The organism is Chryseobacterium sp. CY350 (genome assembly GCF_027945075.1).
Taxonomy (GTDB): Bacteria; Bacteroidota; Bacteroidia; order Flavobacteriales; family Weeksellaceae; genus Chryseobacterium.
The window spans coordinates 750,193-769,549 of the sequence record NZ_CP116034.1; the positions used below are offsets into that span (position 1 = coordinate 750,193).

The 19,357-nt window shown below is 35.5% G+C and carries 20 protein-coding genes; 9 read left to right on the forward strand and 11 right to left on the reverse strand.

The features are described 5' to 3' along the window. Positions 1 to 152: 152 nt before the first annotated feature. On the reverse strand, positions 153 to 1,199 hold the full coding sequence (aroB, locus tag PGH12_RS03395; protein ID WP_267599086.1) for a 3-dehydroquinate synthase: 1,047 nt from the start codon (positions 1,197 to 1,199) through the stop codon (positions 153 to 155). 388 nt (positions 1,200 to 1,587) lie between these two features. Here aroB and PGH12_RS03400 point away from each other — a divergent pair, with 388 nt between their 5' ends. After that, positions 1,588 to 2,535, forward strand: coding sequence for a pseudouridine synthase (locus PGH12_RS03400; RefSeq protein WP_267599332.1), 948 nt, complete (start codon positions 1,588 to 1,590; stop codon positions 2,533 to 2,535). Between the two features lie 96 nt (positions 2,536 to 2,631). On the opposite strand, the gene PGH12_RS03405 is transcribed toward PGH12_RS03400, so the two are convergent. Both PGH12_RS03405 and pncA read right to left on the reverse strand, forming a co-directional pair. Then, positions 2,632 to 3,777: a TlpA family protein disulfide reductase gene (locus PGH12_RS03405; protein WP_267599087.1), complete on the reverse strand. Its 1,146-nt coding sequence runs from the start codon at positions 3,775 to 3,777 to the stop codon at positions 2,632 to 2,634. A 134-nt stretch (positions 3,778 to 3,911) separates the two neighbouring features. Next, a complete protein-coding gene (pncA, locus tag PGH12_RS03410) occupies positions 3,912 to 4,517 on the reverse strand; it encodes a bifunctional nicotinamidase/pyrazinamidase (RefSeq protein WP_267599088.1) in 606 nt (201 codons plus the stop codon). Between the two features lie 190 nt (positions 4,518 to 4,707). On the opposite strand from pncA, the gene PGH12_RS03415 reads away from it, so the two are divergent. From PGH12_RS03415 to PGH12_RS03435, 5 genes are all read left to right on the forward strand, one after another. After that, positions 4,708 to 5,850: a DEAD/DEAH box helicase gene (locus PGH12_RS03415; RefSeq protein WP_267599089.1), complete on the forward strand. Its 1,143-nt coding sequence runs from the start codon at positions 4,708 to 4,710 to the stop codon at positions 5,848 to 5,850. Positions 5,851 to 5,984: 134 nt separating this feature from the next. Then, entirely contained in the window at positions 5,985 to 6,521 is a 537-nt protein-coding gene (locus PGH12_RS03420) for a YfiT family bacillithiol transferase (protein ID WP_267599090.1), read from the forward strand. Further along, on the forward strand, positions 6,515 to 6,976 hold the full coding sequence (locus tag PGH12_RS03425; protein ID WP_267599091.1) for a DUF1569 domain-containing protein: 462 nt from the start codon (positions 6,515 to 6,517) through the stop codon (positions 6,974 to 6,976). Before PGH12_RS03420 ends, PGH12_RS03425 begins: the two co-directional genes overlap by 7 nt. Beyond that, a complete protein-coding gene (ytxJ, locus tag PGH12_RS03430) occupies positions 6,973 to 7,356 on the forward strand; it encodes a bacillithiol system redox-active protein YtxJ (RefSeq protein WP_267599092.1) in 384 nt (127 codons plus the stop codon). Before PGH12_RS03425 ends, ytxJ begins: the two co-directional genes overlap by 4 nt. Then, the gene (locus tag PGH12_RS03435) at positions 7,353 to 7,946 is read left to right on the forward strand and encodes a Crp/Fnr family transcriptional regulator (protein WP_267599093.1); all 594 of its coding nucleotides are present in this window, start codon (positions 7,353 to 7,355) and stop codon (positions 7,944 to 7,946) included. The genes ytxJ and PGH12_RS03435 overlap by 4 nt, the downstream gene beginning before the upstream one ends. 34 nt (positions 7,947 to 7,980) lie before the next feature. On the opposite strand, the gene PGH12_RS03440 is transcribed toward PGH12_RS03435, so the two are convergent. Together PGH12_RS03440 and PGH12_RS03445 are read right to left on the reverse strand one after the other, a co-directional pair. Further along, positions 7,981 to 8,334 carry a hypothetical protein gene (locus PGH12_RS03440; RefSeq protein WP_267599094.1) on the reverse strand — a complete coding sequence of 118 codons (354 nt, stop codon included), beginning with the start codon at positions 8,332 to 8,334 and terminating at the stop codon, positions 7,981 to 7,983. Positions 8,335 to 8,360: 26 nt separating this feature from the next. Further along, a complete protein-coding gene (locus PGH12_RS03445; protein WP_267599095.1) occupies positions 8,361 to 8,867 on the reverse strand; it encodes a pyridoxamine 5'-phosphate oxidase family protein in 507 nt (168 codons plus the stop codon). Between the two features lie 351 nt (positions 8,868 to 9,218). Here PGH12_RS03445 and PGH12_RS03450 point away from each other — a divergent pair, with 351 nt between their 5' ends. Then, positions 9,219 to 9,836 carry a Crp/Fnr family transcriptional regulator gene (locus PGH12_RS03450; RefSeq protein WP_267599096.1) on the forward strand — a complete coding sequence of 206 codons (618 nt, stop codon included), beginning with the start codon at positions 9,219 to 9,221 and terminating at the stop codon, positions 9,834 to 9,836. A gap of 42 nt (positions 9,837 to 9,878) precedes the next feature. Further along, positions 9,879 to 10,622: an SDR family oxidoreductase gene (locus PGH12_RS03455; protein WP_267599097.1), complete on the forward strand. Its 744-nt coding sequence runs from the start codon at positions 9,879 to 9,881 to the stop codon at positions 10,620 to 10,622. A 32-nt stretch (positions 10,623 to 10,654) separates the two neighbouring features. Here the strand turns inward: PGH12_RS03455 and PGH12_RS03460 are convergent, their stop codons facing one another. After that, a complete protein-coding gene (locus tag PGH12_RS03460) occupies positions 10,655 to 11,248 on the reverse strand; it encodes a Crp/Fnr family transcriptional regulator (protein ID WP_267599098.1) in 594 nt (197 codons plus the stop codon). 344 nt (positions 11,249 to 11,592) lie between these two features. On the opposite strand from PGH12_RS03460, the gene PGH12_RS03465 reads away from it, so the two are divergent. Then, complete coding sequence (locus PGH12_RS03465) at positions 11,593 to 11,895, forward strand: helix-turn-helix transcriptional regulator (protein ID WP_267599099.1); 303 nt, start codon at positions 11,593 to 11,595, stop codon at positions 11,893 to 11,895. Between the two features lie 3 nt (positions 11,896 to 11,898). Here PGH12_RS03465 and pdeM read toward each other — a convergent pair whose 3' ends face one another. The 5 genes from pdeM to PGH12_RS03490 form a co-directional block, all read right to left on the reverse strand. Further along, complete coding sequence (gene pdeM, locus PGH12_RS03470; protein WP_267599100.1) at positions 11,899 to 12,543, reverse strand: ligase-associated DNA damage response endonuclease PdeM; 645 nt, start codon at positions 12,541 to 12,543, stop codon at positions 11,899 to 11,901. Between the two features lie 22 nt (positions 12,544 to 12,565). Beyond that, positions 12,566 to 15,022 (reverse strand): ligase-associated DNA damage response DEXH box helicase, encoded by a 2,457-nt coding sequence (locus PGH12_RS03475; RefSeq protein WP_267599101.1) that lies wholly within the window; start codon positions 15,020 to 15,022, stop codon positions 12,566 to 12,568. 188 nt (positions 15,023 to 15,210) lie between these two features. Beyond that, positions 15,211 to 16,791: an ATP-dependent DNA ligase gene (locus tag PGH12_RS03480; RefSeq protein ID WP_267599102.1), complete on the reverse strand. Its 1,581-nt coding sequence runs from the start codon at positions 16,789 to 16,791 to the stop codon at positions 15,211 to 15,213. 226 nt (positions 16,792 to 17,017) lie between these two features. After that, on the reverse strand, positions 17,018 to 18,046 hold the full coding sequence (locus PGH12_RS03485; RefSeq protein ID WP_267599103.1) for a ligase-associated DNA damage response exonuclease: 1,029 nt from the start codon (positions 18,044 to 18,046) through the stop codon (positions 17,018 to 17,020). Positions 18,047 to 18,439: 393 nt separating this feature from the next. Then, positions 18,440 to 19,300 (reverse strand): SDR family oxidoreductase, encoded by an 861-nt coding sequence (locus PGH12_RS03490; protein ID WP_267599106.1) that lies wholly within the window; start codon positions 19,298 to 19,300, stop codon positions 18,440 to 18,442. Positions 19,301 to 19,357 lie beyond the last annotated feature (57 nt).

Sequence of the window (19,357 nt, forward strand, 5' to 3'; positions counted from 1 at the left end):
TTCAAATTGTTTGCCAAAATCAATTTTTAGGCCATCACAAGGATATGATAGATATCATTAATTCAACAATTAAATTTTAAACACCTGATAAACAGTATAATAAAAATCGCTTGAAAATAATATGCTACAAATAGTAAATGACATAATTTATATTAAAAACCACTTAATGTCTTGTAAAAATTGAGAGATTTGAGAATATTTTCTGTGGAACATTCATAATCGAATGTACAAAAGCCGATGTCAGTCAGCAGTGAAAAATTGATTTTGCTCTGAACATTCTTTTTGTCATTCAACAAAAGATTAAAAATATCTTCTTCTTTAAAATCACTCAGATCGATAAAAGAATAATATTTGTGAATATTTTCTATAATTACATCAGCATCTTCTTTAGAAATTAAACCTTCCAGCTGAGAAAGATTTGTTTCGCAGATCATTCCTAAAGCTACAGCTTCACCATGCAAAATCGGGCTTTCTTTTTCTAAACAAAGGCTTTCAATGGCATGACCGATGGTATGGCCAAAATTTAATGTTTTTCTGATGTTTTTTTCGTGAAAATCTTTTTCCACCACGTCTTGCTTGATATTCATCGAGGTTTCAATAAGCGGAATAATTCCCGGCACATCTAATTTTTGAATCTGAATTAAATTATCCCAATGTGTTTTATCAGCAATTAATCCATGTTTCAGCATTTCTGCAAAACCACTCACTAATTCTTTATAAGGGAGAGTTTCCAGAAACTGAGGGAAAACAAAAATCTGCTCCGGAAAACTGAATGTTCCCACCATATTTTTGTAATGCAGCAAATCAATCCCTGTTTTGCCCCCAATTGATGCATCACACATCGATAATAGAGTAGTAGGAACGTTGATAAATTGAATTCCTCTTTTATAGGTAGACGCTACAAAGCCGCCCATATCTGTGATAACGCCGCCTCCAAGATTGATTATCAGCGCTTTCCTATCTGCCTTCATCTCTGTAAGAATTTCCCAAAGCTGGTTGACGGTCTGTATATTTTTCATGTCTTCTCCAGGCTCTATTTCCAGGATCTCGAAGCTCACATCAGTTTCCAAATTTCCAAGAAGAACCGGAAGACAATATTCGTGAGTGTTCTCATCCACAAGAATAAAAATTTTACTAAAGCTGTTTTCAGTCAGAAAATCGTTGAGTTGAGAAAAATTGCGGTCTAATATAGTGATCATTTTATATTTTTAATCTATTAAATAAGGAACAATTGCGCAAAGTTATGATTCTTAATTTCTAACTCGTAACTAAATTACTATCTTTGCAAAAATATTTAGAATGAGCAGAGACAATAATAGTTCAGGAAGACCTAAGAAACCTAGATCTTCAACAAGAAATTCGGACGGTCCGCGCGCTCCTAAATCTGGAAATTCTTCAGAATCAAAATCTTTTAAAAAACCATTTTCTAAAACTGGCGGAAAAAGTTTTGAACCCAAAGATAGAAATGAAAACGGCTCATCAAAATTTGAGAAAAAGCCTTTCAGCAGAAACGAGAGAGATGCAGACAGCTCAGCATCTTTTACAAAAAGTGATTCTAATAGATCTGATACAAGCTATCAGAGTCGAATGAATAAAAAATACTCAAAATCTGAAACAGAACCATTTGTATCCAACAAAAGTGAAGAAAAAAAATCTTTCGGAGCTAAGAGAGGAGGCGTAAGAAGTTCTGACACAAGAGATAAATACGAAAGAGGCAGTCTGAAATACGGAAGAAGACCAGGAAGTGAAACAGACCGCGATGACGACAGAGCCAGATCTTTTGTACAGAAAAGAAGATTCAAAAAAGTAGAAAAAGATGTACATAAAGACACGATTCGTCTTAACAAATACATCGCCAACTCAGGAATCTGCAGCAGAAGAGAGGCAGATGATCTGATTGTTCAGGGATTGGTAGAAGTGAACGGAAAAGTAGTCACAGAGATGGGCTATCAGGTTGAGAAAACTGATAAAGTTGTATTCGACGGACAAGGCATTACACCAGAAAAGCCTGTTTATGTTCTTTTAAATAAACCTAAAGGATACATTTCTACAACAAAAGATGACAAGGCAAGAAAAACAGTGATGGATCTGGTTGCGAATGCATCACCATATCGTCTGTTCCCTGTGGGGAGATTAGACCGTTCTACAACGGGAGTTATTCTTTTAACAAATGACGGACATATGACCAAAAAGCTGACTCACCCGTCTTTTGATGCTAAAAAGATCTATCACGTAACTTTGGATAAAAAACTTACCAACGAAGATATGAAGCTGATCGTAGAAGGGATTCGTCTGGAAGAAGGTGTTGCGATGGTTGATCAGATTTCATTTATCGAAGGAAAACCGAGAAACGAGATCGGAATGGAAATTCATATCGGTTGGAATCGCGTAATCAGAAGAATTTTCCAGAGATTAGGATATGAAGTTGAAGCTCTAGACAGAGTAATGTTTGCAGGAATGACCAAGAAAAACATCAAGAGAGGACACTGGAGAATCTTGACAGATTTGGAAGTGAATAATTTGAAAATGCTTTAAATGTTATTAATTATGATTTATAAGTTCTAATTCATAATTTGAAATAAAGTAAAAAGACGCAGAAATAAATTCTGCGTCTTTTTTTGTTCTGATTATTTACTTAAATTTTTCATTCAACAGATTTGACAGTTCCATTTCTGAAATATTTTTAGCTATAATGTTACCTTTTTCATCTAGCAAATAATTTGTAGGAAAAGAGGTGATCGTCCATTCCGAAGATTGTTTCCCATTTTCATCCCAATAATTGTTCCAGGGAATTTTGAATTTCTCAATTGTGCTTTCTAGATTTTTTTTAAACTTACTTTTATCTGTTGCAATGCCAACTATTTCAAAACCTTTCGGCTGGTATTTAGAGTAAATTTCAACATAATTAGGCATTTGATCTAGACATGGTTTGCAATGACTAAACCAGAAGTCAATCAAAATATATTTAGCTTTTGGAATCTTAAATTCATTTTTTAGACTATTTAAATTTTTTATTTGGGGACTGGGAAATTTTTTGCCTATCTGAAATATACTAGCCTGCCTGATTGCTAATCTTAAAGTTTCAGCTGTTTGTTTTGATTTCATTTCTGATGACAGAAGATTAAATGTTTCGTCATAGATTTCCGAATATGCATTTCTGTCGAATTTTTCTACTAATTTCCATAGAGCTACAAATGAATTTGGATTAGTTTTTACAAAATTTAATAGAATTGAATCCTCTTTTACACTCAGCTTTTTTTCTGAGGTTTGATAATTATCCCAAAACTCCTGAGAAACTCCGCCATTTTTTTCCAGCCTTTCATATTCTTCTTGCGCTGCCTTTTGAAATTTTTCTTTTTCCAGATTAAAATTTTCAAAATATTTTTCAAATTTTAAAACTTCATTATTAGTTAAATTTTCATCTGTAAAAACGTCAAAATTTTGAGGCTGATTTTCTTTCCCTAAAATTATGTTTTTGGTTTTGGGATTGACGAAAAAAATACTACTCTGATAAAAAGACGATGTCGTAATTCTGTCTGAAAATCTGTAAGGATAAGGAATATCTGAATTGCGATTGGGAAATACAATCTCAAATCGATCATTTACTACAGCTGCAGAATCAACGATCTGATTACCGTTATAATATTTTTCATCAAAGGCATTTGCTACTAAAACCTTATATTTAAATGGTCTGAAACTCTTTGCGGAAACCTTAATATTTTGCCCAAAGCAGCACAAATTGAAAAGAAATAAAACAGATAATAAAAACTTTTTCACAAACATAAGATTTAATTATTCCAAATTTAAAAAGTTTATGTTTAAAAATTAAAATCATACGATAATTTTTTCACAAAAAAAGTTTTGAACCTAGTAAGATTCAAAACTTTATCATTGATCATTTCATAAAAGTCTCACCCCAAAACCGTTACGCCTTTCTGAATCATTTCAAAAATGGCATCTTTCGCATTGTCGGGTTTTACGTTTACAGCTTTTGTTCCGTTAAAGTGAAGACAAGTGATATATCCGTTGGCAACTGCGTCTGTTGCTGTAAATTTCACACAATAATCCATCGCCAAACCTACAATTTCTACCAGTTGAATGTCATGATACTTTAAAAAATCATCAAGACCTGTTTTCATAAAATGATTGTTATCCTGAAAGCCGCTATAGCTGTCGATCTCGGGATTTTTTCCTTTTTGAACAATATGCGTCACTTTTTCCCGGTTCAGATCCTGATGAAATTCTGCTCCGAAAGTGCCTTCGATACAATGATCTGGCCACATAAACTGCGGAACTCCATTCAGAATAATACTTTCACCTACTTTTTTACCATTATTACTGGCAAAACTTTTATGATTTGCAGGATGCCAGTCTTGCGTAAGCACAATCTGGTCATATTCATTTTCTTCCATCAAAGAATTGATGTAAGGAATTATTTCGTTAGCTTCCGGAACAGCCAATGCGCCACCCTCACAAAAATCGTTTTGTACATCGACTATGATTAATGCTTTTTTCATATATAGTATGTTGATTTATTTTAAATTTATTTAAATCTAGAGCTCAAAAAATTGTCCAAATTTTAATATTCGGACAAAACGGCATTCGATATTATTATTTCTCAGTTTATTGGATTACAAAATAAGTAAATTTTCGGTTGTAGAATAACCAAATTCCAATAGCTTATCTTTGCGGCAAATAAGTATTTTTATGTCATTTGAATCTTTAGGTTTATCAAGCAATATTATTCGGTCTGTCAAAAAATTAGGATATTTAAAACCATTTCCGATTCAGGAGCAGGCTATACCTGTCATTTTACAGGGAAAAGATCTGATGGGAATTGCGCAGACTGGTTCCGGAAAAACAGCGTGTTTCGTAATGCCGATTTTAGAGAAACTTCAAAATGCAGAAGTTAAAAAAGACCGTAATGTTCAGGTTTTAATATTGGTTCCTACCCGCGAACTGGCGATTCAGATTGATGAAGTTTTCAGAGCTTTTACAGAAAGTCTTAAGCGAGAAGTCCGTACGATGGCAGTTTACGGTGGTGTTTCTATTAATCCGCAAATGAAAGGAATGTTTGGCGTAGAAGTCCTTATTGCAACTCCCGGCAGATTATTGGATCTCATTGATCATAATGCGCTGAGCATCTCAGGGATTCAACATTTGGTGATCGATGAAGCAGACAAGATGTTTCAGTTAGGTTTTGGTGACGAGATGAATAAACTTTTTGGTATGATGCCTGTAATGAAACAAACAACAATGTTTTCTGCGACATTAGACGAGAAAGTTTCCGAAATGAAAAAACGCCTTTCAATGAATCCCACATTGATTGAAATTAAAAAAGAAGAAATTGAAGTTGACGATATTGAGCAGTTGGCGTATCACGTTTCGCCGGAAAACAAAGGTCCGTTTTTGCGTTATTTAATTAAAGAAAAGAAAGTTGAAAAAGCTTTAATTTTTGTTTCGTCCACAAAATCTGCAGATAATTTAGTCGAAAAACTTAAAAAAAATAAAATAAAAGCCGTTGCAATTCACAGTCAGAAATCGCAGGGAGCTAGAAGGAATAATTTGGAAGAGTTTAAAGTAAACGGAGCACAGATTTTGATTGCTACAGATTTGATCGGTCGCGGTATTCACATTGAATCCTTACCTTGTGTAATTAATTATGAATTGCCGAGATCGCCTTTAGATTACATCCACAGAATCGGCAGAACGGGTAGAGCAGGTGAAAAGGGAACAGCTATTAATATTCTGACCGATGATGAACTTCAACATTTCCGAGTGATTCAAAAGAAAATGGGGAAGAAAATCACTCTACAAAGAACCGAAGGGATCGATCTTCATGGTTATTAATAAAAAAAATCACAAAGCTTCAAGTTAATTTTGAAGCTTTTTTAATGCTTGAATTTCTATAAATTTTTGATAAATTTACGCGGCAAACATCTTATGCTTGCGATAAATGGCTAATATTAGTACGATTAAGTAAAATGAATGATATTGATAATAAAAAATTCCCGATTGGTGATTTTCAGGAAGGCAATACGGGCTGCGATATTGAATTGGAAAGTCATATCAAAATTATCCGGAACTTCCCCGAAAAGCTAAAAAAGCTGATAGAAGATTTATCCGATGAGCAGCTTGACACGCCATACAGAGACGGAGGCTGGACGGTGAGACAACTTGTCAATCATCTTGCAGACAGCCACGCCAACAGTTTTATCCGATTTAAACTAGCCTTAACCGAAGATAATCCGACCATAAAGCCTTACGAAGAAGCAAAATGGGCAGAACTTCAGGATAGCATCAGTATTTCTATAAAACCTGCCATGCGAATGCTCAAGGGAATTCACCAAAGATGGTATTTCTTACTAAAAACACTCACCAACAGACAGTTTGAAAGAACATTCAGACATCCGGAAAAAGAGACTGACTATAATCTGAGATATTATCTGGCGCTTTATTCATGGCATTGCAATCATCATTTTGCGCATATCGAAAATCTCAAAAAAGAAAAAGGTTGGTAAAGAAAAGTCTTCACAGTAGAGAAGATTTCGATGAAATAATTGAGAGAATTTCTCATCTTACGGTCAATGCTCAAGCTAATTGGGGAAAGATGAATGCTGCGCAAATGCTTTGTCACTGCGATTTGATTTTACAAATAGCTTTAAAAAAGATCGAACTTCCGAAAGTACCTTTGTTTTTTAAATTGATTGGTATTTCAACTAAAATAGAAATTCAGATTTTCAATAACGGAATTCCGCACAATATGCCTACTTTTCAAAAAGTAATCGTTAATTTTGATTGCGATTTTAATGAAATGAAGTTTCGTTTGTTAAATACGCTGAACGAGTATTGGGAAGCGTTTAAGAAAGGAGATTTAGCGGAAAATCATGAGCTTTTCGGAGCAATGAAATTAAAAGATTGGGGTTTTTTAGAATATAAACATCTCCATCATCACCTAAAACAATTTAATGTATGAGTTTTTTTGATAAAATATTTGGCGGAAAACAAGAAGAAAGTCAGGAAAAATCTTTTTGGAACCCAATAGAATCTGAACAGGATCTATCGCAGGCAATAGAAAAATCTTACGAACAGAGAATTGCTATTTTTAAACATTCCACAAGTTGCTTTATCAGCAAAACTGTTTTAAGAAATTTCGAGAAAGAAATCGAAGCAGCGGAAGGCGATAAAGCAAAGTTTTATTACCTTGATCTCTTGGCTCACAGAAATCTTTCGAACAAAATTGCTGAAGATTTTTCTATCAGACATGAAAGTCCACAACTTATCGTGATCGAAAATGGTAAGGCGATCAACAATGCTTCTCATCAGGATATTACGCTAAATCAGGTTTCGTTATGAGCAATATGACATCATATTTGGCGAAAGTATTCGAAGTTCCCGCAGAGAGATTGAGCCTTTGCAGCATTCACTACGAAATAAAAAAGTTTGCGAAAGGAGAATTTCTTCTTCATCAAGGCGAGGTGTGCAGGAATACTTATTTTGTGGAAAAAGGGCTGTTGAGAATGTTTTCTATCGATAAAAACGGTAAAGAACACATCATACAGTTTGCTCCGGAAAACTGGCTGATTGGCGACCGAAGCAGTTTGTATTTTAATGAAAAATCAAATTATTTTATTGAAGCTGTAGAAGAATCTGAAGTTTCTGTACTTCCGCGTGATTTTTTTAATAAACTCTTAGGGGAATTTCCAAACAGCATCGAAAAAAATGATCTGGTTCTTCAGAAACATGTAAAAAGCCTGCAAGACAGAATCAACTCTTTATTAGGTGAAACCGCAGAAGAAAGATACCTGAAGTTTATAAAAATGTATCCGGATTTATTACTTAGAGTTCCTCAATGGATGGTCGCATCCTATTTAGGAATTACACCGGAGAGCCTGAGTCGTGTAAGAAAAGAGTTGGCAAGGAAGAATTTTATTACCGATAAATAATTCTTTTTAGATCAGAAAAAAACAACACCGAATATTAATCAATATTCAGTGTTGTAATAAGTCTGTTTAGATATTCCTGCTCTTTCAAAACTTTTTGGTAAGATTGTTTCGCATACGCAGGCGTCAATTGGTAACCTTCAGAATGTAAATTACTGTGATCATTTTCAACATAGCCTTCATAATGAGTGGTTGCGTACTCCTTAATAAATTTTTTAATCATTTTTCTCTTGATTTTACACAAGGTACTGCTTTTAATTCTATGTAATGAACTCAAAATAAATGATTTATCGCCATTGAAAGTGACAATATTTGTAAGAAGTTTTATGCTTTCGTGAGGCATACTGCTCGTCTCATGCACAATTGTATGCGGTTTATCTTCAAAAATCATGATTAATCAGGTTTTTCAGGTTTTTGCTATACTGTTGCGTTGCCCTCGACTCCGTCTGAATTATCAGTTTTGCTTCCGGTAACCGCTGCTGCAACAAAACTAAGCATGCTAACGAGTTTTCCAGCCTTCGTATCCCAATAGTAGCTTTGCTTAGGCTCTACTCGAATAATAGAAACGTTCGGATCGTCTTTCCCATCAAACCAAGCATTGGCCATAGCAGACCATTTTTCTTCTATAGTAGATTTGTCTTTATAAATTGTCGCATCACCATATACAGATAAATATTCTGAATCGCTGTTGTTCATGAAAAATAACTGAACTCTTTTATCTTCTTTAATTTCAAAATTTTTATTACTGGCATCGCTGCTTATAAACCAAAGATTCCCTGATTCATCGGTCTCCTGAAGACCCATTGGTCTTGATGTGATGGGAAGAGTTTCAAGATCTGTAGCAAACATACAGAATTTTGCTTTTTCTGAAAGTTCTTTGATTTTTTTAATTGCTTCTGCGCTTGTAAGATTTTCTGTTGACATAATATTAATATTTAAGTGTGATTGAATAAAAAAAGAGAAGCTGTAATTTCTCTTGTAATAAGAACCATGAAGATTCTTAATTTTCAACTTCAAAAATCTAACCAAAAATGATAAATTTTCGAAATTTATGTAAAAATATTTCATTATTGACTTTTTATTTATAAATTCTTAAACACAATATGCAATTATCTAGTAAACAAAGGGATTATGATTGTAATCATAAGCAAAAATATGATTAAATTAGTAATATTATTTTTTGAGCATCAAGTAAATTGAATATGCAACAGTTGATGGCAATACTCTTGCTATACTGTAAATTTATGTGTGGTAAACTAAAAACCAATAAAACTAATGATGAAAACTATTAGCTGTACCAAGTTAGATGAAAATTTACTTAAATCTTTCGGTGGAGAGATCAAGACCCACAAAGAAGGGGAGAGAATATTTGAACAGGGTGACGTACCGGTATTTTACTATCAGATTGTTGAGGGAAAAGTGAAGGAAAACAACCACGATAAAGAAGGTCGGGAATTTATTCACAATATTTTGGGCGAAGGTCAGAGTTTTGGCGACTCAATGCTTTTTATTGATAAAAGGTATCCTATCAACGCAGAAGCAATTACCGACTGCAGAATTTTGAGACTTTCTAAGCCAAACTTTTTAAATCTTCTGGAAAAACATCCTGAAGTCTCTGTACAAATCAACTCCTGTATGTCGCAGCGTATGCATTATCAGTTCATTATGATGCAGAGCCTTGCATCTAATGACCCGATGATAAGACTTACCGGACTTCTAGACTATTTGAAAAGTTTTCATAGCGATGATAATCCCCAATCATTTCAGGTACAACTTACGAGACAACAGATTGCGAATCTTACCGGTTTGCGTGTAGAAACAGTAATAAGGACGGTAAAAAAAATGGAGAAAGAGAATACAGTGAAAATTGATAACAGAAAAATATTTTATTAAAGTAAATAAACCAAATCAATATATTAATTAAAACTAGAAACGATGCAGTTAGAAAAAAAATCAGTGCTCATCACAGGAGCAGACAGCGGAATTGGAAAAAGCGTAGCATTGCTTTTTGCGAAAGAAGGAGCCGATGTAGCAATTGTTTATCACAGTGATGAAGAAGGTGCTGCAAAAGTGATGAACGAGATAATCTCTATGGGGAGAAAATCAATTATTTTACAGGGAGACGTTAACGATGCAGAATTTTGTAAAGAATCTGTAGAAAAAACAGTCGCTGAATTTGGAAAGCTTGATGTTTTGATCAATAATGCAGGAACACAATTTCCGGCGAAAAGTATTGAAGAGCTTGAGGAAAAAAACATCAGAAAAACATTCGATTCAAATATCATCGGTATGATTTTACTTACCAAAGCTGCTTTTCCACATCTAAAACAAGGGAGTTCAGTAATCAATACTACTTCAGCAACCGCATATCAGGGACACGAAGAACTTTTAGATTATTCTGCAACAAAGGGAGCGATCGTATCTTTCACACGGTCACTTGCACTGCAGGCAAAACCTAAAGGTATACGTGTAAATGCTGTTGCGCCGGGACCTGTAGCGACGCCTCTTACCGAGGAAACTTTTGGAGAAGATAAAGAAGATACTTCAAGACCACCATTTGAGCGCAATGCAACACCGGAAGAAGTGGCGACGAGTTATCTCTTTTTGGCTTCAGACCAGGCTGCGCAAATTACAGGTCAGGTTCTACATCCAAACGGCGGAATTGTTGTAAACGGATAATATAAAAGTATATACAGAAGGAAGATATTTTATTAATAGAATATCTTCCTGTTTTTTATTTTAAGATCATCATTTTTTTCCATAAGTTTTGTCACCCGAATTACTGTTTCTACACTTAATCCTGTGAGTGATGCCAATTGCTGTCTGGTATATGGTACCTGAAAAGAAAATGGTGATTGCTCTTCCTGCTTTTCTTTAAGATAATTCATAAGCGTTTTTAATCTGTTTTCAGGTTTCTGAAAAGACAATGTCTGCATCATAATATGTTTATAATACATGCTTTCTGAAATATATTTTAAAAACTTAGTGTAAAATTCAGGTCTCCGACTTAGAAGATTGAAAAAATTCTGTTTCGGCAATCGTATCACTTTACAATCTTCTATGACGACCGCATTCATCGGATATGGCCTGTCTATAAAAAGAGCAGTAACGACTATTATTTCACCTACAGATAAAATTCTCTGAATAAACTCTTTCCCCTGATCGTTGTAATTGTTAATCTTTACTTTTCCATCTAAAATCTGATAGTAAAAGGAAGGATTTTCACCTTCAGCAAATATTATATCATTAGTTCTGTATTTTTTGTAATCTGCACCATAAGATATTAGTAGGTCTTCAAAAATCATAGAGTCAATTGAGTAAAAATATTAATAAAGGTGTTATAACCAAGCATATCAACCTATATGAGTTTTATTTTAATGAGAATGTAAAGAAAATAGAATTTTTATTAAAAATTAATCAATGTGGTACCACATATATACCACAAGATTTCAGAAATGTCAACAACAAAAACATTCCATCGTGATTTCGATCATAAAAAGTCTGGTACAAAATCTAATATATTTGAATAATCATTTCGATTCTTACCTGTAAATAAGATCTTAAAAATTTAGAAAGCATAGGCAATTCTTGCATTTTGATCAGTTGGTTTCAGAATTTAAATGAAAATAAATTTAGTAGAGAATATTTTATGAAAAATTTAGCAGAAGATGAAATTTTAAGATTGGCGAAGGATAATTCACCCCGTCTTTTGAGTAAATTTAAAAGTTTGTATCCTGATTTTTTTGAGAAACTTGAGGCCATTCAGCCAAATCTACAAAACTCTGAACTTATTTTCTGTATCTATCTTAAACTAAATTTAAGTACAAAAGAAATCGCCACCTACACGTATGTTACTCCGAAAGCAGTGCAAAACAGGAAGAACAGAATCAGAAAAAAGCTTAATATTGCATCATCGGTAGATATTTATAAATGGTTTGATGAAAATTTTTAAAGCTCAAATCTCATAAATTTCAGAATCCGTAAACACGAAATATGTTCCTTTCTTAGGAATATTTTTTGTGTCTAAACCTGTAAACTCACTAAAAGCCGGCAATAATAATTGCTTTGAAGTCTGAGCAAAACAAGGCAATTTTATTTTTTTCACGAGAGAATTGATCACAAAACCGGGATGAATATGCCCGGTAATCTGAAACTTCGGATTCGAACGGTCAAAGTCGTGAACAAATGAAATATCATCAATTTCTAATGATTTTTCCCGAAAGTCTAAACACAATTTTCTTTCCAGAGTTTTTGAAATACGATCGTGATTGCCTTCTACCAGACAGAATTTGATGTCTGAATATTGCTTTTTCCACTCACAAAATTCGTCGACTTCAGAATTATTTCCTGCGTGAAGAAGATCACCGACGATGATAAATTTTTCAGGTTTAAAATATTCAATTAATATAGAAAGACGCTCCAGATCATTTTTCATAATATGATTGGCCAAAGCAATTCCGTTTTTACGGAAATGAGCGGTTTTACCAATGTGCAAATCTGAAAAAATTAATGCTTTTTCTTTTCCCCAGTACAAAGCTCTTTGATTTATTAAAGTAAAAATTTGGTTTTGAATTGTTATATCTTTTATGGCTATGTTCATACTGCATTTTGAAGACGAAAATTTAATCGTCTTTAATATTTCTTCCGGATTGTTTAATGAGTTTCTGAATTCTCGCATCAAGATTCTCACTCGTCAACGTTTGTCTTAAGCTGTCAACTTTAATCGGGAAACTTAATGGTGTAAATTTATTAGAATATTTTAAAATAAACTTCGATTTTTCAATTCTTTTAAAAGCTTCAACCAAACGCTGTTCCTGCAGCTGCATATTAAAAACTTCTGTATAAGCCTGTCTTACGAGAAAATGATTTGGGTCGTAATCTTCCAGAACTTTAAAAATCAATCCTGCCGAACTTTGCAAAGCCTTATTCGAACGCTGCTGTCCGGGAAAATTCTGCACAACCATTCCGGAAATCACTGCAATATCTCTGAATTTTCTTCTTGCCATTTCTGCCGAATTAATACTCGAAATAACATCCACCATCAGATTATCTCTCGTCAGAATTTTAGCTAAATTATCCTCATTCAGCGGGATTTCTTTGTCGCTGAATAATTCAAAACCATAATCATTCATTGCCATTGAAAATGAAATCGGAGCCAGTTTTGAAATCCGGTAAGCAATCAAAGCCGCCATCACTTCGTGCACCAAACGCCCTTCAAAAGGGTACATAAATAAATGATAGCCTTCGCGGTTTTTAATCAATTCAACCAAAAATTCATCTTCTCTCGGAATATGCGAACGCTTTTCCTGATTCGCCAAAAGTGGATGCAGAAATTTCAATTCCTTTTCAGAAGCTTTCGGATTTAATGCTCCAGATAATTTTTCTCTTAAAAAATGACCCAGATTAGAACTTAACGGCAATCGTCCGCCCAAATAACTTGGAGCCTGCGCTTTCCCTTTTGAAGCCCGGACGAAAACGGTCATATCTTTTATCGTCGCCACTTCCAGAACCCTCCCCGCCAGAATAAATTTCTCTTCTTTCTTCAATCTTGAAATAAAATATTCCTCAACCATTCCAATATAACCGCCGGAAATAAATTTCACTTTTAGCATTGCATCACTCACAATTGCGCCCATATTCATTCGGTGTAGCATTGCAATTTTTCTGGAAGTCACTTTATGCAGACCGTCTTCCATCACGACAACTTTGTGATATTCTTCATAGCTTTTCAAGGCACTTCCGCCAATCGTGAGAAAATCAATCATCGACTTCCATTCCTCATCTCTTATTTCCTGAAACGTATAGACTTTTTTTATTCTCTCATAAACTTCGTTAGGTGAAAATCCATCACCAACCGCCAAAGTCATCAGAAACTGAACCAAAACATCGAAACACAAAACCACCGGTTCGCGTGGCTCGATGATTTTTTGTTTCACGGCTTCTTTTAAAGCGGCAACTTCAATGAGTTCCAGAGAATGCGTAGGAACACAGAAAATTTTTGAGGTCTCAAAAGGGGAGTGGCCGCTTCGTCCTGCACGTTGCAAAAATCTCGCGACACCTTTTGCAGAACCAATTTGAATAACGGTATCAACAGGTTTAAAGTCAATTCCCAAATCTAAAGATGATGTGGAAACAACGGCTTTCAGTTTTCCTGAACTTAAATTTTCTTCAATCCAGATTCGCAGATGCGCATCAATCGAACTGTGATGAATGGCGATTTGTCCGGCAAAATCAGGATATGCATTCAGCAAAAGCTGATACCACATTTCGCTCTGACTTCGGGTATTTGTAAAAACAATCGTTGATTTTGATTCCAAAATAATCGGAACCACTTTATCAGCCAGTTTTTGTCCGAGATGTCCTGCCCAAGGCAAAAGTTCAACTTCATCCGGAAAAACAGAAATAATATCAATTTTCTTGAGTTCTTTAGCAGTAATCTTTGTTTTCTTGATGTCATACGGAATCAGAACATCCTGCGCTTCATCGAGGTTTCCGATTGTTGCCGTAATTCCCCAGATTTTAAGTTTCGGAACATAATGAAAGAGCTGCGAAATTCCCAATTCAACCATCACGCCACGTTTCGAACCCAGCAATTCGTGCCATTCATCCACCGCAACGCAATGCATATCGCTAAAAAATCGCTGATGATTTTTCTGAGCTAAAAGTAAGTGGAGACTTTCGGGAGTAACCACCAGAATTTCAGGCATATTTTTTACCTGCTGTTGCCGGACTTTCGGGTCCGTGTCACCATTTCTTACGCCAACAGACCAATCTAACCCAATCTCGTCGATCGCTTCCTGCATTGCTTTGGCGATATCTTTTGAAAGGGAACGAAGTGGCGTTATCCAAATCATTTTCAGCCCTTTCTTATATTTATCGGGATTCGTCAGAAAATCTGAAACCAAAGCTAAAAATACCGAAAAAGTTTTCCCAAAACCCGTCGGCGCCACAACCATTCCGCTGTAGCCACTGCCAAATTTCTTCCAGGTGTCGACCTGAAATTTAAATGGAGAATTGCCTTTTTCCATCATCCAGTTTTGAATGATTTTAAAGCCTTCGGTATTTTCGTAGTTGCTCAAATTCTTTTAATTATATATTTAAACGCAAAGAGCGCAAAGATTTTTTGACTTTATCGTGCATATTTTCGTTCGTAAAGGCGTTTCACTTAGCCAAGAAATGCTACTGTCATTTTCTGAATGAAGTACCCTTGTGAACGAAAACGTTTAAAAATGTAACAAAAAGTCTTTCGAACAATGCGTTTAGAAATTTACTGTATCAGTTTTTTAATCTCTTCAATATTATCAATATCGTTCACGGTTTTATCTTTCCGCCATCTTAAAATCCTTGGAAAGCGCAGTGCAACACCGCTTTTGTGACGGTTGCTGAATCCAATTCCTTCAAATGCAATCTCGAAAACCAATTCAGCTTTCACAGTTCGGACTGGACCGAATTTTTCAATCGCATTTTTATTCACAAATTTGCTGACTTCCATTATTTCTTTATCGGTCAATCCGGAGTAGGCTTTGGCAATGGTGACCAATTTATCGCCGCTTTTTACGGCAAAACTGTAGTCGGTGTAGTAGGCGCTTCGTCGTCCGCTTCCTTTTTGGGCGTAAATTAAAACTGCATCAATCGTTAACGGACTGATTTTCCATTTCCACCAGTCGCCTTTTTTTCGTCCAGAATGGTAGTGAGAATTTTTCTGTTTCAGCATCAAACCTTCACTGTTGATTTCCCTTGAATTTTCTCTGATTAAATTTAATTTGCTCCAATCGTTAAATTCAATGGACTGAGAAATTTTTATGTTTTCTGGAGTTTCATTTAACAATAATTCCTGCAGCATTGCTCTTCGGGCTGAGATCGGTTTTTCCCTTAAATCAGTTCCTTCCAGTTCAAGAATGTCATACGCAAAAACTTCAATCGGAATTTCAGCGAGCATCTTTTTAGTTAAAGTTTTACGGTTTAACCGTTTTTGTAATTCGTTAAAATTTAAAACGTTACCATCCTTTACCGCAAGTATTTCTCCATCTATCACAAAGTTGCCTTTCATCGCTTTTACGGTCTCGTCAATTTCGGGAAACTGTTCGGTTACCAGTTCTTCGCCGCGCGACCAGATAAAAACTTCGTCATTCCTTCTGATGATTTGTCCACGGATTCCGTCCCATTTGTATTCGATGAGCCATTCTTCAGGTTTCCCCAAATCTTCCAGCTCTTTTTCAAGCGGATAAGCCAAACAAAAAGGGTAGGGTTTTGAGTTATCGGGATTGATATTTTCAGCAGAAATCAGTTCCTGAAACGAAACTTCATCAGGTTGCCATTTCCCCATCAAACTGTGCATCAATGTACTTGCTTCCTGTCCGGAAAATTTTGTAAGGGAATTAATCAAAGTTTTCGATGAAACCCCAATTCTGAAACTTCCACCAAGTAATTTGTTGAAAATCAACCGTTCAGTATAATCCAGACCGTTCCATGAGTTGAGAACAAATTCTTTTTTCTCGGCTTCAGTTTTTGTTTTTAAACCAATAATTTCTGTCATCCATTCAGACAGTGTTTTTTCTATTTTTTCTGTTGGCGGAGGAAGAATCAACGATATGGTTTCACCCAAATCACCGACCGAAGAATAGCTTTCCTGAAACAGCCAAAAAGGCAGCTGAATAATCTCCAACGCCCATTCTTTCATATAGTTGGTGTTCACATTTCGCTTGGGTCTTTTCCCCGTAAACAGGGCGATAAACCACAATTTATCATCATCCGGCGCACGCTCAAGATAATCGATGATGGCATCGATTTTAGCATTGGTTTTATTGGTGCTCTCGAGGGCGTTGATAAGTTCTGCGAAATTTTTCATTCTAATCTTTTGTATTACTTGGGCAACTTTGAACTTCGTTCGTAAATTTTGATTAAGCTTGGCTTCATCTCACTTATGCCTTCCGTTCCCAATCTTTTTTTGCAGGATGTTTCAGATATAATCAATGTGAGTTTATGCAAAAAAAGGATTTCCACTTAAGTCGGGCCGGGGGCGATATGCGTGTTAAAATAAACAGGTTGCTAATTACTTGATGATTTATTTTTAATTAATTGTCTTTTTCATCTGATACAGCTTCCTTTTCTACGACCTCTTCATCATCATCACCATACAAAGTTTCCACCACATCAGATTTAATTCCAATTTCATTTAAATATTTCGAAAAAACTTCGGTTTGTCCGTGTGTAACGTGAACGATCTCCGCTTCTGTAGCTTTGATGGCTTGTAACAAACCTTTCCAGTCGGCGTGATCGCTCATTGGAAAACCTGCGTCCATACTTCGCCATCTTCTAGCACCACGGACCTGCATCCAACCGGAACAAATCGCTGTGGCGGCATCCGGAATTTTCTTAATCACATTGCTATCCAATAAAGCCGGCGGAACGATCACAATATCGCCCGCAACTTGTTTAATACTTTCTCTGAAATCCGGAACTTCATAATCCGGAAGGATGATTCCAACCTCTTCAAAAGCCTGATTCAGTTTTCCGATAGAGTAGTGAACGTGGATTTTTCCCATTCCTTCCACGGCTTTCATTATGCGCTGTGCCTTGCCCAAAGAATATCCGATGAAAACTGAAGTCTTCTGGTTTTCCTGATTCCGTAAAACCCAGCTCTGCATTTTTTTATTCAGATCATCCACTTCCAACCAGTTGTAAATAGGAAGCCCGAAAGTACTTTCAGTCACAAATTCATTACATTTTACCACCTCAAAAGGCGTGCTCAGCCCATCATCCTGAACTTTATAATCACCTGAAATCACACTCACATATCCTTTATATTCGAGCCGAATCTGAGCCGAACCAATAATATGACCAGCAGGATGCATGGAAAGTTTTACCCCATTTATGTCTAAAACTTCACCATACTGCAAAGTCTGACACTCTATATCCTCGGCAATTCTTTTCTTTAAAATAGGTTTGGTGAAGTGATGGCAAAGGTATTTTTTCATTCCCCAACGTGCGTGATCAGCGTGCCCGTGAGTGATGACCGCATAATCTACAGGTCGCCAAGGGTCAATGTAAAATTTGCCTTGCGGACAGTAAATACCTTTATTTGTGAATGTAATGAGTTTCAATAGTGTAATGATTAGTGTGTTTCTGAATATTCAAAAACCTAACCAAATTACTATTTTTAAATATGTTTCTGCAAATTCATTCCAACTTCATTTATTTTGGAATTTCCCTTAAAATGTGATAATGAATATTCTGCTAACAAAAAAAGAGCTGTTTAAAAACAACCCTTACGCAAATTTTTAAGGAATAATATTTTCCTGTTTCAATTTTTTAAATAATTCAAAGAAAGAATCTTCGGTATTTTGGAATTCTTTAAATCCCGCTTTTCTGCTGTTAGTCATATCCGTCATCACTTCCAGCGGCCTTCCCAAATCCAGATCTGTATGCCAAGGGGAAGATAATCTTTCAATATTTTCCTCTTTTAAATGATATTTCTGTACAATTTCACTCCAGATTTATTGGTCATTACGCATTTCTTTTTCTAGAGGTCTGATTTCATTTTCAAAACCAACTACTTCTACACCAAAATACTCTGCCAATCTGTACCATAACCACTTCCATCGGAAAATATCTCCGTTTGTAATATTGAAAGCTGTATTTTTTGCTTCTTCAGTGGTTGCTGCCCAAACCAGTTGTTTAGCCAAAATTCTTGCATCTGTCACATCAGAAATTCCGTTCCATTGTGCGGATGAGCCGGGCCATATAAATTTTCGTCCTTCCTCTTTACAGATGCTTGCGTATACTGCCAAGGTCGTTCCCAAATTCATTGCATTTCCCACGGCATAACCAATGACTGTATGTGGTCTGTGAATACTCCAACTAAAACCATCTTTTTCAGAAGCAGCATACACCTCATCTTCCTGAGCATAGTAAAAATTGGGTAAAGGAAGTCTAGGTTGCTCTTCTCTAAGAGGAGTTTCGGGAAGTTTTCCTTCTTTTGCATAAGCTTCAAATGGTCCGAGATAATGTTTCAATCCGGTAACCAAAGCAACATGCTTCACCGATTTTTTTGGAGATAAAACATTTAAAAGATTTCGCACCAAAGCACTGTTGACACGGATGTTTTCTTCTTCGGTGTCGTTTCGCATCCATGTTGTAAAAAAAATATGAGTGGGAGCGATATTTTCTAAAGCAATTTCTAAACTTTTGATATCCAAAAGATCCGCTTTAATGGAAATTAATCCTTTGATATTGTTGTTGATATTTCTGGAAAGTCCGTACGTTGTCCAGTCTTGAGATAGAAGTTCGTTGGCAAGATTATTTCCCGTAATTCCGGTGGCCCCGACGACTAATGCAATATTTTTATTGTTTTTCATTTTGTAAAATTTCTTCTACAAAGCTATGGCTGTTCCTATCGAAAACACTTGATCTGG